This window comes from Chelativorans intermedius, assembly GCF_025398255.1.
GTDB classification, from domain to species: Bacteria; Pseudomonadota; Alphaproteobacteria; order Rhizobiales; family Rhizobiaceae; genus Chelativorans; species Chelativorans intermedius.
In genome coordinates this window covers 269363-287498 of sequence record NZ_JAODNW010000002.1, presented here as the reverse complement: position 1 = coordinate 287498, position 18136 = coordinate 269363, and the positions used below count along the sequence as shown (strand labels likewise).

16 protein-coding genes are annotated in these 18136 nt (G+C 63.9%); 12 read left to right on the top strand and 4 right to left on the bottom strand.

Annotated elements, in window-relative coordinates:
- Nucleotides 1-3: 3 nt before the first annotated feature.
- Nucleotides 4-978 (bottom strand): 4-hydroxythreonine-4-phosphate dehydrogenase PdxA, encoded by a 975-nt coding sequence (gene pdxA / locus NYR58_RS03540; protein WP_261519086.1) that lies wholly within the window; start codon nt 976-978, stop codon nt 4-6.
- Between the two features lie 164 nt (nt 979-1142).
- Here pdxA and NYR58_RS03535 point away from each other — a divergent pair, with 164 nt between their 5' ends.
- The gene (locus tag NYR58_RS03535; protein ID WP_261519085.1) at nt 1143-2180 is read left to right on the top strand and encodes a four-carbon acid sugar kinase family protein; all 1038 of its coding nucleotides are present in this window, start codon (nt 1143-1145) and stop codon (nt 2178-2180) included.
- A gap of 11 nt (nt 2181-2191) precedes the next feature.
- Complete coding sequence (locus NYR58_RS03530) at nt 2192-2923, top strand: FadR/GntR family transcriptional regulator (protein WP_261519084.1); 732 nt, start codon at nt 2192-2194, stop codon at nt 2921-2923.
- Between the two features lie 32 nt (nt 2924-2955).
- Here the strand turns inward: NYR58_RS03530 and NYR58_RS03525 are convergent, their stop codons facing one another.
- Together NYR58_RS03525 and NYR58_RS03520 are read right to left on the bottom strand one after the other, a co-directional pair.
- Nucleotides 2956-4080, bottom strand: coding sequence for an iron-containing alcohol dehydrogenase (locus tag NYR58_RS03525; protein ID WP_261519083.1), 1125 nt, complete (start codon nt 4078-4080; stop codon nt 2956-2958).
- Between the two features lie 12 nt (nt 4081-4092).
- The gene (locus NYR58_RS03520) at nt 4093-5271 is read right to left on the bottom strand and encodes a sialidase family protein (protein ID WP_261519082.1); all 1179 of its coding nucleotides are present in this window, start codon (nt 5269-5271) and stop codon (nt 4093-4095) included.
- Nucleotides 5272-5590: 319 nt separating this feature from the next.
- Between NYR58_RS03520 and NYR58_RS03515 the strand changes: the two genes are divergently transcribed.
- The 4 genes from NYR58_RS03515 (at nt 5591) to NYR58_RS03500 (ending at nt 10656) form a co-directional block, all read left to right on the top strand.
- Nucleotides 5591-7087 (top strand): ABC transporter substrate-binding protein, encoded by a 1497-nt coding sequence (locus NYR58_RS03515; protein WP_261519081.1) that lies wholly within the window; start codon nt 5591-5593, stop codon nt 7085-7087.
- Between the two features lie 69 nt (nt 7088-7156).
- Nucleotides 7157-8071, top strand: a complete 915-nt coding sequence (locus NYR58_RS03510; protein WP_261519080.1) for an ABC transporter permease — start codon at nt 7157-7159, stop codon at nt 8069-8071.
- 49 nt (nt 8072-8120) lie between these two features.
- Nucleotides 8121-9014 carry an ABC transporter permease gene (locus tag NYR58_RS03505; RefSeq protein WP_261519172.1) on the top strand — a complete coding sequence of 298 codons (894 nt, stop codon included), beginning with the start codon at nt 8121-8123 and terminating at the stop codon, nt 9012-9014.
- Nucleotides 9007-10656 (top strand): ABC transporter ATP-binding protein, encoded by a 1650-nt coding sequence (locus tag NYR58_RS03500; protein ID WP_261519079.1) that lies wholly within the window; start codon nt 9007-9009, stop codon nt 10654-10656. The genes NYR58_RS03505 and NYR58_RS03500 overlap by 8 nt, the downstream gene beginning before the upstream one ends.
- A gap of 191 nt (nt 10657-10847) precedes the next feature.
- On the opposite strand, the gene NYR58_RS03495 is transcribed toward NYR58_RS03500, so the two are convergent.
- Nucleotides 10848-12698: a feruloyl-CoA synthase gene (locus NYR58_RS03495; protein ID WP_261519078.1), complete on the bottom strand. Its 1851-nt coding sequence runs from the start codon at nt 12696-12698 to the stop codon at nt 10848-10850.
- Between the two features lie 135 nt (nt 12699-12833).
- Between NYR58_RS03495 and NYR58_RS03490 the strand changes: the two genes are divergently transcribed.
- From NYR58_RS03490 to NYR58_RS03465, 6 genes are all read left to right on the top strand, one after another.
- Nucleotides 12834-13622, top strand: a complete 789-nt coding sequence (locus tag NYR58_RS03490) for a crotonase/enoyl-CoA hydratase family protein (protein ID WP_261519077.1) — start codon at nt 12834-12836, stop codon at nt 13620-13622.
- The gene (locus NYR58_RS03485) at nt 13619-14110 is read left to right on the top strand and encodes a MarR family winged helix-turn-helix transcriptional regulator (protein WP_261519076.1); all 492 of its coding nucleotides are present in this window, start codon (nt 13619-13621) and stop codon (nt 14108-14110) included. The genes NYR58_RS03490 and NYR58_RS03485 overlap by 4 nt, the downstream gene beginning before the upstream one ends.
- 26 nt (nt 14111-14136) lie before the next feature.
- A complete protein-coding gene (locus tag NYR58_RS03480; RefSeq protein WP_261519075.1) occupies nt 14137-15006 on the top strand; it encodes an amidohydrolase family protein in 870 nt (289 codons plus the stop codon).
- Between the two features lie 72 nt (nt 15007-15078).
- The gene (locus NYR58_RS03475; protein ID WP_261519074.1) at nt 15079-16200 is read left to right on the top strand and encodes a C4-dicarboxylate TRAP transporter substrate-binding protein; all 1122 of its coding nucleotides are present in this window, start codon (nt 15079-15081) and stop codon (nt 16198-16200) included.
- A gap of 60 nt (nt 16201-16260) precedes the next feature.
- Complete coding sequence (locus NYR58_RS03470; RefSeq protein ID WP_261519073.1) at nt 16261-16809, top strand: TRAP transporter small permease; 549 nt, start codon at nt 16261-16263, stop codon at nt 16807-16809.
- Complete coding sequence (locus NYR58_RS03465; protein WP_261519072.1) at nt 16806-18110, top strand: TRAP transporter large permease; 1305 nt, start codon at nt 16806-16808, stop codon at nt 18108-18110. The genes NYR58_RS03470 and NYR58_RS03465 overlap by 4 nt, the downstream gene beginning before the upstream one ends.
- The last annotated feature ends 26 nt before the right edge of the window (nt 18111-18136 follow it).

Here is an 18136-nt window from a genome sequence, read left to right as displayed (position 1 = left end):
TGGTCACCCCCTTCCGGCTGAGGCCAGCCGTGCGCCGTAGTCCAGCGCGCAGATCATATTTGTGTGGTTCGCCCTGCCTGTCCCGGCGATGTCGAAGGCCGTTCCGTGATCCACCGAGCAGCGGTCGATCGGCAGCCCGAGCGACACGTTGACCGCCGTGTCGAAAGCCACCAGCTTGATCGGGATGTGTCCCTGGTCATGGTACTGCGCGATCACCAGATCAAAGGCGCCTCCAAAGGCGCGGTAATAGACCGTATCGGCCGAGATCGGCCCGGTCACGTCGATGCCCTCGGCACGCGCCTGTTCTACGGCGGGTCTGATCTCGTCATCGTCCTCGGTCCCGAACAGGCCGTTTTCGCCACAATGCGGGTTGATGCCAGCGACCGCGATGCGCGGCGCGTCCACACCCATGCGCAGAAAATGCCGGTGCCCCATGCGGATCGTCTCCACAACGCGCTGGGTGGTCGCCCGCCCGATTGCTTCCTTGAGTGAAACATGGGTGGACACATGCAACACGTTGAGCCGCTCCGCGGCCAGCAGCATGTAGGATGACTTCGATCCGGTCAGATGCGCCAGCATCCCGGTATGGCCATCGTAGTGATGGCCCGCGGCGTTGAGCGCCTCCTTGTTGATGGGGGCAGTCACGATGCAGGCGGCCTTTCCAGCCGTGGTCATCTGCACGGCCCGTTCTATATAGCGGAAGGACGCCTCGCCGCAGGCTGCCGACAGAACGCCGAAGCGTCCGGGCAGCCCATCGACCGAGACATGCTCGATCCGAATACCATCACCAGGATCGTCTGGCCCGATGAGTGGCAGGGCTACTTCCACTTGGGCTGCCGCCCGGGCCAGCGTGTCCGCATCGCCGATCACCACGGTCCGCGCGCGCAGCGCAGCACCATGGCTGGCGAGAGCCTTGACCGTGACCTCGGGACCCACACCCGACGGATCTCCCATGGTGATGACGATACGCGCGCTCATCTCGCACCTCCCGCTTTGACAGTTCAACATAGCAATTCACCTATAGGTAAAACAACATCAACTGTTGCAAATTATCCGGCAACCCACGATAAAATTGTGAAAATTTTCCGAAGCGTCCGAGGAATCGGGCGACACATGGGCACAGAGGTTCCAGATAGGTAAACATGACAATCAGGGTGCTCATCATTGCAGACGACCTGACCGGCGCTCTCGACTCGGCAGCAGGCTTTGCGGATGGCTCACGCAGCGTGGTGGTGGCCCGCAGCCCGGAAGCCGTGCCGGAAGCGCTGAGGGCTGCCCCCGATGTGTTGGCAATCAACACCTCCAGTCGTGAAACGGCGCCGCCGCGCGCCGCGCGCCGCGTGGAAGCGGCGTTCTCGCAACTGGCTCCCGACGCTGCCAGCGTGATCTTCAAGAAGGTCGACTCGCGGCTGAAGGGCAATGTTGCCACAGAGACCGCCGTGCTCGCCCGGCTTGCGCAGCGCGCACGGCAGGTTGCCTGCCCCGCCATCCCCGACATGCGCCGCATCGTCGTGAACGGTGCGTTGAGCGGGGCGGGCGTGGCCACACCGGTCCCCGTTGCTGCGCACTTTGGGAACGGAGTCGAGGTGGCCGACGCCACGACCGACACGGATCTCGATGCGCTTCTTGCCGAGGGGCTGGAGGACACGCTCTGGATCGGCGCGCGCGGCTTGGCGTTTGCGCTGGCGCGTGCGCTGGGCGCGGCATCGCCGCGCGGCGCGCAGCTGCGCGGCCCGACCCTCATTGTCAACGGCTCCCGCGATCCGATCACCATCGACCAGATCGCCGCGTTGGCAGACATGGGGTCCATCTCCCCTGCCCCCGATGGCGTGGTGCCGGATATTGATGCCCGAGACGGCCCGCTTGTCCTGACGATCACTGACGGTGGCGAGGGCGTGCCGGGGCACATCGCAGCGCGGCGGCTGGCCGAAGGGTCGGCTCGCGTGGCTCGCCGCCTGCGACCCGCCTCTATCCTGTTCTGCGGGGGAGAAAGCGCAAACGCCTGTCTGGACCAGCTTGGGGTGAACAGTTTACGAGTGACAGCGGAACTCCGCCCGGGGTTGCCGCTGGGTGAAACGCAGATGGACTGGGGGCCGGTGCAGATTGCCACCAAGTCTGGCGGCTTCGGCGTACGAAACACGTTGGCCGAGATTCTCAAGGGCATCAGGCACGGGCAGTGAAGGAAGGCAAGATGAAACAGCAGGATGTCGCCCGAACCGGCCGCCAACCGTTGTCGGAAAAGATCTACCAGATGCTCAAGCACCGCATCACGCGCGGCCACTACAGGGCCAACGAAAAGCTGCCGGCGGAAAAGGATCTGTCGGTGCAGTTCGGCGTGTCGCGCCCTGTGCTGCGCGCGGCGCTTGAAAAGCTGCGCGAGGATGGGCTGATCGTGTCGCGCCAGGGGGCCGGCAATTTCGTGCGGCTCACCCGTGAAACAGCGCTGGGCTACACACCGGTCGAGACGATCGCCGACATCCAGCGCTGCTACGAATTCCGCCTGACGGTCGAAGTCGATGCTGCCGGTCTGGCCTGCCAGCGGCGCAACCGCGAAGTGTTGGATGAGATGGCCCGCGCGCTCGACCTCCTGTCGGACGCGACGGGGTCACGGCTGCATCGTGAGGATGCGGACTTTGCCTTTCATCTGGCCATCGCGCGTGCCTCGAACAACCAGTATTACTCCGAGACACTGAAGGCCCTGCGCGCACATATCTATGTGGGCATGAAGATGCACGGCGAGGCACTGATGTCCGACGGCGCAGCCGCGCTGGAACAGGTGCTGGAAGAACACCGCGAGATCTACAATTCAATCGTGGACAAGGATCAGCTTCGCGCGCGCGAGGCGATGCGGCTGCATATCGTGCACTCGCGCGAACGTCTGTTCGGGGCCGGAATGCTCGACCTGTCAATGCCCGAGGCCTGACGGCGCGCGGATTGTTCCTTGCCGATGCGGGCTCAGAAGGCGTCGCGATAGATCGCGAGGATGTCCGGCACGCCCATGTCGCGCGGATTGTTGTCCATAAGGCGACGGATGGCATGGGCCTCCTCCGCCCAGAAGGCCAGGTCGTCTTCAGCCGCGCCATGGGCCTTCAACTGCATTTCGATCCCAAGGTCGCGACAGAACCCAAAGGCTGCGGCTTTCAGCGCGTCCTGGTTGCCCGCGTTTCTTAGACCGAGCGCATCGGCGACCTCGGCTGTCTTTGAGGCCGCGGCCGGCAGGTTGAAGGCCAGCACATGCGGAAAGATGATGGCGTTCGCAAGGCCATGCGGCAGCGACAGGTGCGTGCTCAGCGGATAAGCCAGCGCGTGGCCTGCGGCGGTGTTCACCGGCCCCAGGCAGATCCCGCCATAATAGGAGGCCAGCATCATGCCTGCGCGGGCCTCGCTGTCCCTGCCGTCTTCGACCGCACGGCGAAGATATTTGCCGACCAGCCGGAAGCCCATGCGCGCAAACCCGTCGACCATCTCATGCGCCCTGATGTTTGTGAAGGCTTCGACGCAATGGGCCATCGCATCTACGCCCGTTGCGGCCGTGACAGAGGGCGGGACGGAATAGGTCAGTTCGGGGTCAAGAACCGCCAGATCGGCAATCAGGTGCGGGCTTTCGACGGCCACCTTCGATTTGGTGTCGGGGTCTGTCACGAGCGCACGGATTCCGGCCTCCGAGCCGGTCCCGGCCGTAGTGGCAATCTGGAACAGGCGGGTGTTCCGCCCTTCGACCCTATTTGTGCCCGCAACATCGCGAAGGGTCTGATCACCGTCCCAGAGCGCGGCGACAAGCTTGGCGATATCGAGAACCGATCCACCACCAAGGCCGATTACCAGGTCGGGCGCGTGGGCGCGCGTGGCATCGAGCGTCCTGTCAAAGGCCGGAATATCGGGTTCCGAGGGCACGTTGTCGATCAACAGAATGTCACCCGACAGCTTCAGGCGGTCGACATATTCCCGCGTTGCCCCGCATGCGATCACCACCGGGCGTGCGGCATCGGCGGCCATTTCGCCGACACGCGCGACGGCACCGACACCGATTTCAAGCCGCTTGGGCTGATGGAGAGTGATGGGGCGATCCATGGTGGGCATGCGGCGCTCCTGTCAGGTGATTTCAGCGACAAGCTTTGCAACGGTCGCAGCGTCGAGGCGTACATGCCTGATGGCGCGGCGATAGAGGGTGTAGGCGATGTCCAGCCCGCCATCGGTGCGCGGCAGGAGCACGGGATAGGACAGTTCCTTGTTGCGTCCGTCGATGGAGTTGTTCGTCAGGCAGGTGCCGGGGCTGTCTTCGATCACATGGCGGATCGGGAAGGTCCGGCCTTCATCGGCGGACAGGCATAATGACAGGGGCGCGCGTTCGACGCCCCAGATCGGACGGCAGCCGTCCTGTGCTTCCCTCCGATTGTCGCCTTCGTCAAGCTCGTCATAGAGCGAGGCCCGACGCGAGGGCGAGCTTGCGGCCGAAACCGGGTTGCAGACAAGCCCCAGCACCCTGTCGGTCAACCGCGTGACACCGATCGAGCTGTTGTTGTTCGGCAGGTCCGTGGGAACAGGAGCATTCCAGTTGCGGCCACCGTCATCGCTTTCGCAGCGGTGTACGAAATCGGCCTGCCGACGCCGGAAGAACGCCGCCATCCGTCCGCCGCCCAACGCGACCGGCGACATGTGCACACAGCCGGCCGAGGCGGGCACCTCGATTACGCGCCAGTTCTGGCCGTCATCGGTGCTGACGGCGATGGCGGCAGTGTCGAAAGCCCCTGTCCAACGGATTCCGTCGCGGGGGTTGCAGCGAAACAGCGGCAACACCCAGGCACCATCGTCGCGCAGGAAAGGGCGACTGCGGATGAAGGTGCCGTCAGGCAGGCCGGTGTCGCGCGCCGGACCGGCGATCAGGCGGTCGCCGTCGCGGGTGAGCGGGCGCATGAAGACACGCGCCTTGTCCTGATTGCCGGCCGGCTGCGCGGTGTTGAACAGCCAGGTCGCGCCATGGGGCGCCGTGAACAGCACAGGGTTCTGCTCGGAGCGATCCGGCTCCGCGGTCAGGCGCGAGACCGGGCCCCACCGCATCGCCACCTCGTCGAGAATCGATGCATAGATGGAGATGTCGGATTTGCCTTCCAGCGTCCCGCCGAACCAGGCGCAGACCAGCGCGCCGTCGGGCAGACGATCCAGGAAGGCCGCATGATTCTGGATCGTGTCGGCTGGCAGGATCGCCCAGTGCCCGCCATCTCGCCGCATCAGCATCCCGTTCATGTTGGCGGCAATCTCATCCGGCGTCATCCGGGCGTCCTCCCTGTTCCAGCGCTGCCGGCGAAGCCTGCGGCAAAGCCTCAAAGTTGTCAAGTTGATTGGATGAGTCGACACGACTTTGCCCTTTGATGCGCAGCCGCCACATGAAAAAGCCTTTATAAACATGTATATAAAGGAGTATTTGCCCCTTGAAAAGGTTCCGATTGACAGAGATTATCAACTTTACCAATATGTAGGCGCTGTCTTCATCGATGATGAAGGTCCCACTGCAGCGGGCGGTGTCGGTGCCGGATGGGCGCGGACCGGCCGTTTCATTTCTGTCGAGGCCAACGCCTCAAAGGGAGGACACATGTCTAGATCAATGCTCTTGGGGAGCCTGTTTGCCGCGGCGGGCGCGCTGACCCCGGCCTTCGCGCAGGATGCGAGCGTCACCGTCGTTCTGGCCGAGGAGCCCGACCTGGTCGAGCCTTGCATGGCGACCCGCTCCAACATTGGGCGCATCGTGCTGGGCAACATCAGCGAAACCCTCACCGAGCTCGATGTGCGCGGAGGCGAGGGGCTCAAGCCGCGTCTGGCCGAAAGCTGGGAACTGGTCGATGACGGCACCTGGCGTTTCCACCTGCGCCAGGGTGTAACCTTCTCCGACGGGTCCGCCTTCGACGCCGAGGACGTCAAGCATTCGTTTGAGCGTGCAGGCAGCGACCAGATCACCTGCGAGATCTCGCGCTACTATGAAGGCATCGAGATCACGCCGACCGTGGTGGACGCGCACACGATCGACTTCACCGCCGAGCCGGCGCAGCCGATCCTGCCGCTGCTGCTGTCGCTTCTGACCATCGTCCCGTCGGAAACCCCGATCGAATTCACGCGCGAGCCGGTTGGCACCGGCCCCTATGTGATGACCGACTGGACGCCGGGCCAGAGCATCACGCTGGAGCGGCGCGGCGACTACTGGGGCGAGCAGCCGGAGGTGGCGCGCGCAACTTACGTGTTCCGGGCCGACCCCTCGGTACGGGCAGCCATGGTCGCGGCCGGCGAAGCCGACATCGCGCCTTCGATCTCCGCCATCGACGCGACGACCGACATGGATGTGGCCTATCCGAATTCGGAGACCACCTATCTGCGCATCGACCACAGCGTGCCGCCGCTGAACGACAAGCGGGTCCGCGAGGCGCTGAACCTTGCCATTGACCGTGACGCCTTCATCGGCACCGTCCTGGCGGCGGGCACCGAGATTGCCGTGGCCATCGTGCCGCCGACCACGCTGGGGTGGAACGGCGACATCGAGCCCTGGGGCTATGATCCCGAGCGCGCCAAAGCGCTGCTGGCAGAGGCCAAGGCGGATGGTGTGCCCGTCGATGCCGAGATCCTGCTGGTGGGCCGCACCGCCAACTTCCCCGGCGCAACCGAAACCTTCGAGGCGATCCAGTCGATGCTCTCGGAGGTCGGGTTCAACGTCCGCCTGCAGATGGTTGAAGTGGCCGAGCACGAGCAGTACTACTCCAAGCCCTATGTCCAGACCCAGCCGATCCTTGTCGGCGCGCAACACGACAATTCGCGGGGAGATCCGGTCTTTTCGATGTACTTCAAGTATCATTCCGAGGGCCGTCAATCAGGCATCGCCGACGCCCGCGTGGACGAGCTGATCGAAGCGGCGACCGCGGCAACGGGGGAGAAGCGCGAAGCGTTGTGGAGGGAACTGTTCGCCTATCTGCACGACGAGGTGATCGCCGATGTGCTGCTGTTCCACATGGTCGGTCATGCCCGGGTCGGTGAGCGCGTCGATTTCACTCCGACCATCGCCACCAACAGCCAGCTTCAGCTGGCCGAAATTGGCCTGAAGTAGGGCCTCGCAGATATGGCGCGCGGGAGATTTCCAGTCCCGCGCGTCCCTTTTTTGGAGGGAGCCTCTACGATGAAGTCGATGCTGGGCAAACGGGCGCTGTCGAGCTTCGTCTCGCTCTTCGTACTGATCGTTCTGGTCTTCTTCCTGTCGCGCCTGACGGGCGACCCGGCGGCCTTGTACCTGCCGGTGGACGCCTCGGAGGAGATGCGCCACAATTTTCGCGAGATTCACGGGCTGAACGACCCGCTTATGGTCCAGTTCGGTCGTTACATGGCCGATCTCGCGCGGCTCGACTTCGGCGACAGCCTGCGAAAGGCGCGCCCGGCACTCGATGTGGTGCTGGAGGCTTTCATCTGGACGCTGTGGCTCGCGCTTGTCACCATGGCGCTCGTGGCGGTGGCCGCGATCGTCGTCGGCTCCATCGCCGCCTTCCATGTCGGCCGCCCTTTCGACCGGTTCGCGTCTGTCCTTTCGTTGATCGGCGCCTCGGCCCCCGATTTCTGGGTCGCGATCGTCGGGATCGTCATCTTCGCCGTCAATCTGGGTTGGCTGCCGACCTCGGGAACGGGAACGGTCTGGCATTGGATCCTTCCGATTGCAGTCCTGTTCATCCGGCCTTTCGGCCTTATCCTTCAGGTGGTGCGCGGCGCCATGATCACCGCGCTTGGCTCTGCCTATGTGAAGACCGCCCGCGCCAAGGGGGTGCGGAACCGGCCGATCATCTTCGTCCACACCCTACGCAACGCCATGCTGCCCGTCATCACCGTGATTGGCGATCAGGCCGCCGCGCTTCTGAACGGGGCGGTGGTGGTCGAGACCATCTTCGGCTTTCCCGGGGTTGGAAAGCTCATGATCGATTCGATCCTCCAGCGCGACTTCAACGTGATCCTGGCCTCGATCATGGTGACCGCAATCGCCATCTTCATCATGAACATCCTGATCGACATCGCCTATGCGCTGCTTGATCCGCGGATTCGGGCCTGAGGACGAGAGTATGGGGTCTTCCGTCTTACCCACCAATACCCGGCCGGCGATGCAGGCCCGTGCGGGCCTGCGCACCGTCCTGCGCATGCTTTGGGCGGACAAGCTGGCCTGCGCTGCCGCAGTGTTCCTGCTGATCGTACTGCTTTGCGCGATCCTCGGTCCGCTGACACTGAACGAGCTGGCCTCCGGCACCAATCTGCGTGCCCGCAACGCCCCACCCTTCTCGCTGGAGCGCGGCGTCTTCTTCATCCTCGGCGGCGACGCGCTGGGACGGCCGCTTCTGGCGCGCATCATCGTCGCTGCGCAAAACACCATGGCGATCGCCGCCAGCGCCGTCATCGCCTCGCTCCTGGTGGGGGCAACGCTGGGCCTGATCGCGGGCTATGCCGGGCGCTGGTTGGGCGAGGTCATCATGCGCCTTGCCGACGTGATCATGTCCTTTCCATCGCTTCTGCTGGCGGTGATCGTCCTCTATGTGCTGGCACCGTCGATCGCCAATCTTGTTCTGGTGCTGGCGATCACCCGGGTCCCCATCTATCTGCGCACCACGCGCGCCGAGGTGCTGGAGGTGCGCGAACGCATGTTCGTGCAGGCCGCGACGGTCATGGGTGCCTCCAACCGACGCATCATCTTCCGGCACATCCTGCCGGTGATCCTGCCGACGCTTCTGACCATTGCAACGCTCGATTTCGCCTTTGTCATGCTGGCCGAATCCGCTCTGTCTTTCCTGGGTATCGGCATCCAGCCGCCCGAGATCACATGGGGACTGATGGTCAGTCAGGGCCGCCAATATCTGACCAACGCCTGGTGGCTGGCCTTCTGGCCTGGCCTTGCCATCATCCTCACCACGATGTCGCTCAACCTTCTATCGAGCTGGATGCGCGTCGCGCTGAACCCGACGCAACGGTGGCGGCTCGAAGTCGGGGGCAGGAAGCATGGCTGACCATCTTCTTGAAGTGCGCAACCTCTCGGTCCGGTTCCATACCACAGGCGGCGTTGTCAACGCGGTCAACGGCATATCCTGGCACCTCGACAGGGGCGAGACACTTGGCATCCTCGGCGAAAGCGGCTCGGGCAAGTCTGTGTCCGCCGCTGCGATCATGAACCTGATCGACAGGCCGCCCGGCGAAATCACCAGCGGCCAGATCCTGTTCGACGGCCAGGATCTGCTGCAAGCCTCGGAGGAGGAGCGCCGCCGCCTGAACGGCAAGCGCATCTCGATGATCTTCCAGGACCCGCTGAGCCATCTGAACCCGGTTTATCCCGTCGGCTGGCAGATTGCGGAGACCGCGCTGGCGCATGGCGTGGCGAAGGCCGAAGCCTATGCGCGCGCGCTGGATCTGATCGAACGGGTCGGCATCCCCGATCCGAAAGGCGCCATGCGCAAGTATCCGCATCAGTTCTCCGGCGGGCAGCGGCAGCGTCTGATGATTGCCATGGCCCTCGTTCAGAAGCCCGACATCCTGATTGCCGACGAGCCGACCACGGCACTGGACGTCACCGTCCAGGCCGATGTGCTTTCGCTGCTTGAGGAGTTGCAGGAGGAAACCGGCATGGGTCTGCTGCTCATCACCCACGACCTCGGTGTGGTGGCAGAGGCCTGCGACCGCGCGGTCGTCATGGAAGGCGGTCGCATTGTCGAGAGCGGCACGCCGCGGGGCCTCTACCACAACGCGCAGCACCCATACACCCGCAAGCTGTTGGCCGCCGCCCCCGGACGCGGCGAAATGCGCGAGCCCGAAAGCGGCCGGACGCCCATCCTGCAAGTGCGTGGCCTGCGCAAATCCTACGGTGGGTTCGAGGCGCTCAAGGCAGTGGATTTCGACCTGCATGCGGGAGAAACCCTGGCCATCGTCGGTGAATCCGGCTCGGGCAAGTCCACGATTGCGCGGCTGATATTGCGGCTGGAAGAGGCTGACGCCGGATCGGTGAAATGGAAGGGCGAGGACGTCCTGACCAAGTCTCGCCGCCAGATGGGCGGGCTGCGCCGTCAGCTCCAGATGGTGTTCCAGGATCCGACCCAGTCGCTCAACCCGCATATGTCTGTCTACGATATCATCTCCGAGGCGTGGGTCATCCACCCCGACATCCTGCCAAAGGCTCAGTGGCCCACCCGTGTGGCCGAACTGCTGGAACAGGTCGGGCTGAAACCCGAGCATACGCAGCGCTACCCGCACCAGTTTTCCGGGGGGCAACGCCAGCGCATCGCCATCGCGCGGGCTCTGGCTCTCGAACCTGATCTGATCATCTGCGATGAGGCGGTCTCGGCGCTTGACGTCTCCATCCAGGCGCAGGTGATCGCGTTGCTGGGCGAATTGCGGGATCGGCTGGGCATTGCCTTCATTTTCATCGCGCATGACCTGCCGGTGGTCCGGGATTTCGCGGACCGGGTCCTTGTCATGCAACGGGGGCGGGTCGTCGAGCAGGGCTCGGTGCGCCAGATCTTCGAATCGCCACACGAACCTTATACCCAACGCCTGCTCGCGGCTGGGCTCGATGCCGATCCTGACGTTCAGGCCGAACGCCGCGCCGCACGGCGGCAGCTTGCGCGGGCGATCGGGCAGATGGCCGACATTGTGCAATGAAACCGATGACCGGTCGCCTCAAACAGCCGGCTCTCGTGGCTGCGCAGGGTTTCAAGCTGTCAGGCGGGTCGAGCCGGTATGGTGTTTGAACGGCTGATTCCGCGGCGCAGGGCGACGAACGCACCGCCTTGCGGCATATCTGGGTAGGCCGTGTCGTCGATCGGTGCCGGGCCTTGTAAAGGGACCGGCGCTCAGATTTCGATCACGCGCGGGGACCCCGTATAGAGCTCCTCCACCCATTCGGCCCTGTTGCGCAGGACGGCCCGCTGGTTGATCGACCCCTTGTCCGTCATCTCGCCCCGGTCCAGGGACGGTGGCGGATCGACAAGGATCATGCGTCGAACAAGCGTCGACGAACCCGTGCTTTCCGCGGCCAGGCTTTGCAGCTTCGCGCGCAGATGCGCACGAACGGCGGGATGAGCAAAGACCGCCGCTGCATCCGCGTGCCCCGAGATGCCCGCAATCCGCGACAGGCGTTCGACATCGGGAAAGACCAGCGCTGCCACATAGGGCCGATCTGCCCCGGCGATCGCCACCTCCCGGACCGCCACGCCGAAATGGTTGATGAAGGCCGTCCTCAACGCTCCGGTGTTGACCCAGGTACCGGTGTCGAGCTTGAAATTCTCCGCCGTGCGCCCATCGAAGAAGAAGCCGGCAGCCACATTGTCAGGATCGGCAAAGCGCAGGGCATCGCCGAGACGATAGTAGCCCTCCTCATCAAAGGCTTCCGCGGTCGCCTGCGGCGCCCTCCAGTAGCCGGGGGTGATGTTGGGACCCTTCAGGCGCGCATCAAACTTTCCCTCAAAGGGCACCAGCTTTAGCGAGACGCCTTTGCAGGGCAGACCGACATTGCCCGCCCTCTCCTGCGGCCAGGTGCACATCAGCGCCACGGGCGCGGTCTCCGTGGCGCCAAGTCCCGTGGCGATCAGGATGCGCTCGCCCGTGGTCTCGACGGCCAGCCTTTCGAGCGTGTCCCAGGTGTGCTGAGCCATGCCTGCACCGGCATACCAGAGCATCTTGAGGTGCCTGAAGAAATTTTCGCGCAACGACGCGTCCGCCTCCAGATGGGGAATAAGCGCCTCATAGCCTTTCGGCACATTGAAATACCAGTTCGGCGCGATCTCCTTCAGATTGCGCACGGTCTTGCCGATCTCCGCCGGCGTCGGCCTGCCATCGTCGATATAGAGCGTACCGCCGTTGAAGAGCGGCATATAGAAGAGCTTGTTGCCGCCGGCCGTGTGATGCCAAGGTGCCCAATCGAGAAGCAGCGGCGGCTCGTCCCTGAAATAGGCAAAGGTCTCACGGGTCATGATCTGGTTGGAACAGATCATGCGGTTTGTGTTGATCACCGCCTTCGGCGATCCGGTGGAGCCGGAGGTGAACAGGAACTTGGCAATGGTATCGCCCGTTACGGCAAGGCGTGCCTTGTCGACTGCGGCGGTGGGTTCGCTTGTCAGGGCGTGCGAGAAATCCTCCCCCACGCTTTGCGCGCCCCTCGCGTGGAGCCGCTTGACGCCACCGGCCACTGCCTCGATGGCCGGCGCAAAGCGCTGTGCGTCGTTTGCGAAGACGAGTCCGGGGCGAATGGTCTCGAAGGTTTCGCGCAATCGCGAATAATCCTCTGAAACAAGGGAATAGGCCGGGGAGATGGCCGCATAGGGCAGACCGACATAGACGGCGGCGAGCGCCAGCAAGGCGTGTTCGAGATCGTTGCCGGACAGAATGGCAAGAGGCGCGTCGGGCGACACGCCGCTGTCGATCAGGAACTGGCCGAGACGGCGCGTCTTCTCAAGCGCCTGCGCGTAGCTCAGCCGGCGCCAGTTGCCGTCGCTGCCGCGGTCGGCAAACAGGATCCTGTCGGGTGTGTGGCGGGCCCAATGCTCCAGCATGTCCGAAATGCGCTCGGGATAGGCCGGCAAACGGTCTTCCTGCTCGACATAGAGACTGCCGTCGGGGCCGTGGCGAACCTTGATTTTCGGTTCTGCACACCGCACCGGACGCACCGGTGCCTGGTTAATGGTCTCCCACGCGGCGTGACGCATCGGCTCCTCCCTCGGCAAGCCTGCCCTTTTCCTCCCGGCAAGCTCCTTGACACAGGCGAGCAATTTAGTTCATTAATCAATAGTTCACTAGTGTATAGTGTCAATTTTGCCTCGGCCACGCAAGATGGAGAACGCATGCCGCTCGTCGAATACCAGCCCATTGGCGACATCGCGGTGCTGACCCTCAACCGCCCGGAAAAGCGCAACGCGATGAACGATGCCATGCTCGGCGACCTCGGCGTGGCGGTCGACCGTGCAGCGGCAGAGGCCAAGGCGGCCGTACTCAGGGCAAGGGGAAAGCATTTCAGCGCCGGGCTCGATCTTGCCGAGCATGTCGAGAAGTCGTTGATGCAGGGCATCTTCGGTTCGCGTGGGTGGCACGCCGTCTTCGATCGCATCCGCTACGGCGCGATCCCCTATTTCGTGGCGCTGAACGGTGCGGTGGTCGGTGGCGGCCTTGAGCTGGCGGCGGTGGGGCACGTGCGGGTGGCCGAGCCCGGCACCTATTTCGCCCTCCCCGAAGGCCAAAGGGGCATTTTCGTGGGCGGAGGCGGCTCGGTGAACGCCACGCGCCTGATGGGCGCGCCGCGCATGATGGACATGATGCTGACCGGCCGGGTGCTGACAGCCGAGGAGGCAGAGCGATACGGCATCGTCAACTATCTCGCCGCTCCTGGGGGCGCTTTCGACAAGGCCCTTGAGCTGGCGCGGGTGGCAGCCGGCAATGCGCCGCTTTCCAACTATCTGATCATCAACGCGCTACAGCGTATTCACGACAGCGGTCATGACGAGGGGTTGTTCTTCGAGTCCGTAGCTGCCTCCCTCACCCAGTCCACGCCGGAGGCGCGCCAGCGCCTGCGCGCCTTTCTGGAAAAGAAGGCGGCACGCCTTCCCATCCCCAATGGTGAGGAGGCTCGGGGATGAGCGTGACGGGCGCTGCAATCGTCGGTGACGAAGCACAAGCGGACGCAAAGGCAGGGCTGTCCTTCGGACCGTTCGAGGATTCCATAGGCTTCTTGCTGCGCATCGCCCAGCTTACCGTCTTCGAGCGCACCTTTGCGGAGTTGCAGCGCAACGACCTCAGGATCGGAGAGCTTACGCTGCTGCTTGCCATCCGCGAAAACCCTGGCGTGCGCCAGGGCGTGATTGCCGATGTCCTGAAAATCAAATGGTCCAACATGACCAAACTGGTGCGCTCGCTGGAAGAACGGGGCCTTCTGGAAAGGGTCGTACCCCCGCATGACCGCCGGGCGATCGAACTGCGCATCACCGGTGCCGGCCGCACGCTGATCGAGGGCTTCATGCCACTCATGCGCAGGGCTGATGAGCGGGCGCTTTCAATGCTCAACGGCGAGGAGCGCCACCAGTTTCTCGCGCTGCTCAGGAAAGTGTGCGGCTGGCCACCGCTTTGAACACCCCTTTGAAATCGGAGGTCGCGATGCTTGATCCGGACGCCCTTGTCGCCATCGACTTCCACACCCATGCCGAGGAGCCCTGCGGGACACATATCGACGATGGCTATGCGGAATTCCAGGCGGCCATGGCGGCCTATTTTCGCGCTCCCTTCACCTACCCGCCCACATTGCCGGAAACGGCCGCCTATTTCCGCGAACGCAGGATTGGCGCCGTGATCTTTCCGGTCGATGCCGAGCGGGAGACTGGCTACCGCCGCTACAACAATGAGGAGATGGCGGAGCTGGCCGCCGAGCACAGTGACATCCTCATCCCCTTCGCCAGCATCGATCCCGCCAGGGGCCGGGCGGGCGCGCGTGAGGCGCGGCGGCTGGTGGAGCATTTCGGCATTCGCGGCTTCAAGTTCCATCCCACCATGCAGGGCTTCTATCCCAACGACCGCAGTGCCTATGTGCTCTATGAAGCGATTCAGGAGGCCGGAGTTCCGGCCCTTTTCCACACCGGCCAAACCGGGGTAGGCGCCGGCATGCGCGGCGGCAACCGCATGCGGCTCAAATACTCCAACCCGCTTTATCTGGACGATGTTGCCGCCGATTTCCCGGACATGCAGATCGTGATGGCGCATCCATCCTTCCCCTGGCAGGAGGAAGCGCTGGCGGTCGCCACCCACAAGCCCAATGTCTGGATCGACCTGTCCGGCTGGTCGCCGAAATATTTCCCGCCGATCCTGGTAAAATACGCCAATTCGCTGCTCAAGGACCGGGTTCTTTTCGGTTCGGACTGGCCGGCGATCGCCCCGGACCGTTGGCTCGCGGATTTCGAGAAGCTCGACATCAAGGAGGGCGTGCGCCCGCTCATTCTCAAGGAGAATGCAAGGCGCCTGCTGAACATTTGACCGGCGTGCCTGTTGTGGCCGTCCGGCACTTTGGATGCGTGCGGAGGAACACGCAAACGTGGAGGAGAAACGATGAGACCATTTGCTGTTGCCATGGGGCTGGCCGCGGGGCTTTGGCTTTGCGCCGACATGGGCGGGGCGGAGGAACTGCGGCTGGCGCCGGGGGCGCCACCCACCCATCCGGCCCATGCGCCGCTCTACGAGACCCTCGCCGAGGAATTGCCCCGGCAGACGGATGGGGCATTGACCGGCCGCATTCTCGGGCCGGAGGTTGCCACTGTCGGCAATATGAAGGGCGCATTGCAATCCGGCGTGGTGCAGGTCGGCAATCTCCTGCCGCTGTATTTCCCCGGCGACCTGCCGAATGCGGCACTCATGGGCGATCTGGCCTTTCTCGGCCGCGATCCGCATGCGATGGCCGCGGCCATGACTGAGTATATCGTCACATGTACGGACTGCCGGGCCGAGTTCGACAAGCTGGGCGCCGTCTTCGCGGGTTCCGGCTCCTCGGATGTCTACGTGCTGTTGACGACGAAACCCGTGCGGACGCTTGCCGACATCAAGGGGCTGCGGCTGCGCAGTGGCGGTTCGCCGTTCGCGCGCTGGGCGGAGTATGTCGGGGCCTCGCCGGTCAATGTCCCCGTCGGCGACACCTTTGAGACGATGTCGCAGGGCGTGATCGACGGCACGATGGGCTCGGCGGCCGATCTGCTGTCTTTTCGCCTCGTCGACCTCGCGAAATTCGTGATCGACCTGCCGCTTGGCACCTACCATGCGACGGTGAACTTTGCGGTGAACGGCGATGCCTGGCGCGCCATGACGCCGCAGGAGCGCCGCGGTTTCATGCGGGCGGCCAACAAGGCGAATGTGGCCTTTACCCAGGACTGGGGCTATGAGCGCTCGCAGGTCGCGCGCCGGGAGGCCAGAAAGGCGGGGTTGACCTTCATCGAGCCCGACCAGTCCCTGTTCGAGGCCACGCAAGCCTTCCTCGAAGAAGACCTCAAGGCGGTGGTCGGCATCGCCGAAAACCAGTACGCCATCACCGATGCACAGGCCAAGATCGAGCGCTTCCGCGCGCTCGTCGACAAATGGACGGGGATTGTCGAGGAGGCCGGCCATGATCCCGCGACCATCGCCGAGGCGATCCAGCGGGAGATCTGGGACAAGGTCGATTACGACAGCTACGGCCTGTAGCCGCCGCCGGTCGCGCGCTGTGGCGCGCGGCCTTTCCTTTCGCTGGCAGGAGGGATTGCCATGCAGGCCGCCATTTCGGGGCTTCTGCGTCTCCTCACAAACCTTCTGGCGCTTCTCGGCGCGGCCGGGGCGCTGGCCATGCTTGTGCACGTGACGGCAGACGTGATCGGCAGACAGATCTTCGCCCGGCCGATACCGGCAACGGTGGAAGTCGTTTCGCGCTATTACATGGTTCTAATTGCCTTTCTGCCGCTTGCCTGGGCCGAACGGCGCGGCGAGATGATCGCGGTCGACATTTTCTCGGCACTCTTCAGGGGTCCATTCGACCGCATCAACCGGCTCTTCGTGCACCTGCTCACCTTCACAGCCTTTGCCTTTCTCACCTACACCACATGGTTTGCCGCTATGCGCGAATACGAGGCTGGCAGTTTCGTCCTCTCGCTCAGTGTCGCCGTCCCGGTGTGGCCGGGATACTTCATTCTTCCCCTGGGCTTTGCGCTTGCGGCTCTGGTCAGCGCACTGAAGCTCTGCCTGTGCCTTGCCGGGCAGGAGGCGAGGCTTGGCGTTTCCCGCCCCGCACCATCCGGCGATGGAGGGCACGCGCGGTGAGCATATCGACTGGGCTTGCCGGAATCGCTGTCCTTCTGGTCCTTCTGGCGCTGCGGGTGCCGGTGGCCGTTGCCCTCATTCTGGTTTCCTTTGGCGGTATCTGGCTGATGCTGGGCTTCGAGCCGGCGGTCGGTATCCTCACCACCACGCCTTATGACTTCGTGGCGAGCTGGACACTCTCGGCGGTGCCCATGTTTCTGCTGATGGGCTTTGTTGCCTATCATGCGGGTCTGACGACCAACCTGTTCGCTGCCGCCAACCGGGCGCTGCGCCGCGTGCCGGGCGGGCTTGGCATGGCGGGCGTGCTTGCCTGCACGGGCTTTGCGTCGGTGAGCGGGTCGAGCCTGGCATGTGCTGCGGCGATGGGGCGGATTGCCATCCCGGAGATGATCCGGGCAGGCTACAGGCCAAGCTTTGCGACCGGCACGCTGGCCGCCGGCGGCACCATCGGTGCACTCATCCCGCCCTCCATTCTCATGATCATCTACGGCGTTTTTGCCGAAGCCTCGGTGACCAAAGTCTTTCTGGGCGGCATCTCCGTGGGGCTGATGACCGCCGCCACCTATTGCCTGATGATCTTTGCCGTTGCTCGGCTGCGCCCCGAGATCATGCCAACGCCCGACACGCATGATCCAGCACAGGCACATGCGACCGTTTTCAAGGCCATCTGGCCGCTTCTCACTCTGATCTTCCTCGTATTCGGCGGCCTTTTCGGCGGCCTGTTCACCGCAACGGAGGCCGGCGCCATCGGGGCAGCCGGCGCCATCGTGATCGCCTGTCTTACCCGTGCTTTGAGCTGGCAGGGCTTCCGTGCCGCGCTCCTCGAAACGGTGGGAACCTCGGTCTCCCTCTTCATCATCGGGGTGGGGGCGGTGATGTTCACCCGCTTTCTGGGCTTGAGCGGCACGGCTGGCTTCATCAGCCAGACGGTCAATGCCTGGGATGTGGGCTATCTGGAAATGATGATGATGATCGTTGCGCTCTACGTCGTTCTAGGCATGTTCATGGAGCCTTTCGGAGCCATGCTCATTACGCTGCCCATTCTCCTGCCGCTGCTGGAGGCCGCCTCGGTGAGCCTGGTGTGGTTTGGCGTCCTTCTGGTAAAGCTTCTCGAAGTGGGCATGATCACGCCGCCCCTTGGCATGAACGTCTTCGTGATCCGCAATGTGGCGGGTCAATATGCAGGTCTCGGCGACATCTTTCGCGGCGTTACCCTGTTCCTTCTGGCCGACATGGTGATCGTCGCCCTGCTGATTGCCTTCCCGGAGCTTATCCTCGCCATCGCCGAACCCGGCGGATAGCGCCGCGCGCCGTGCCTCCAAGGGTG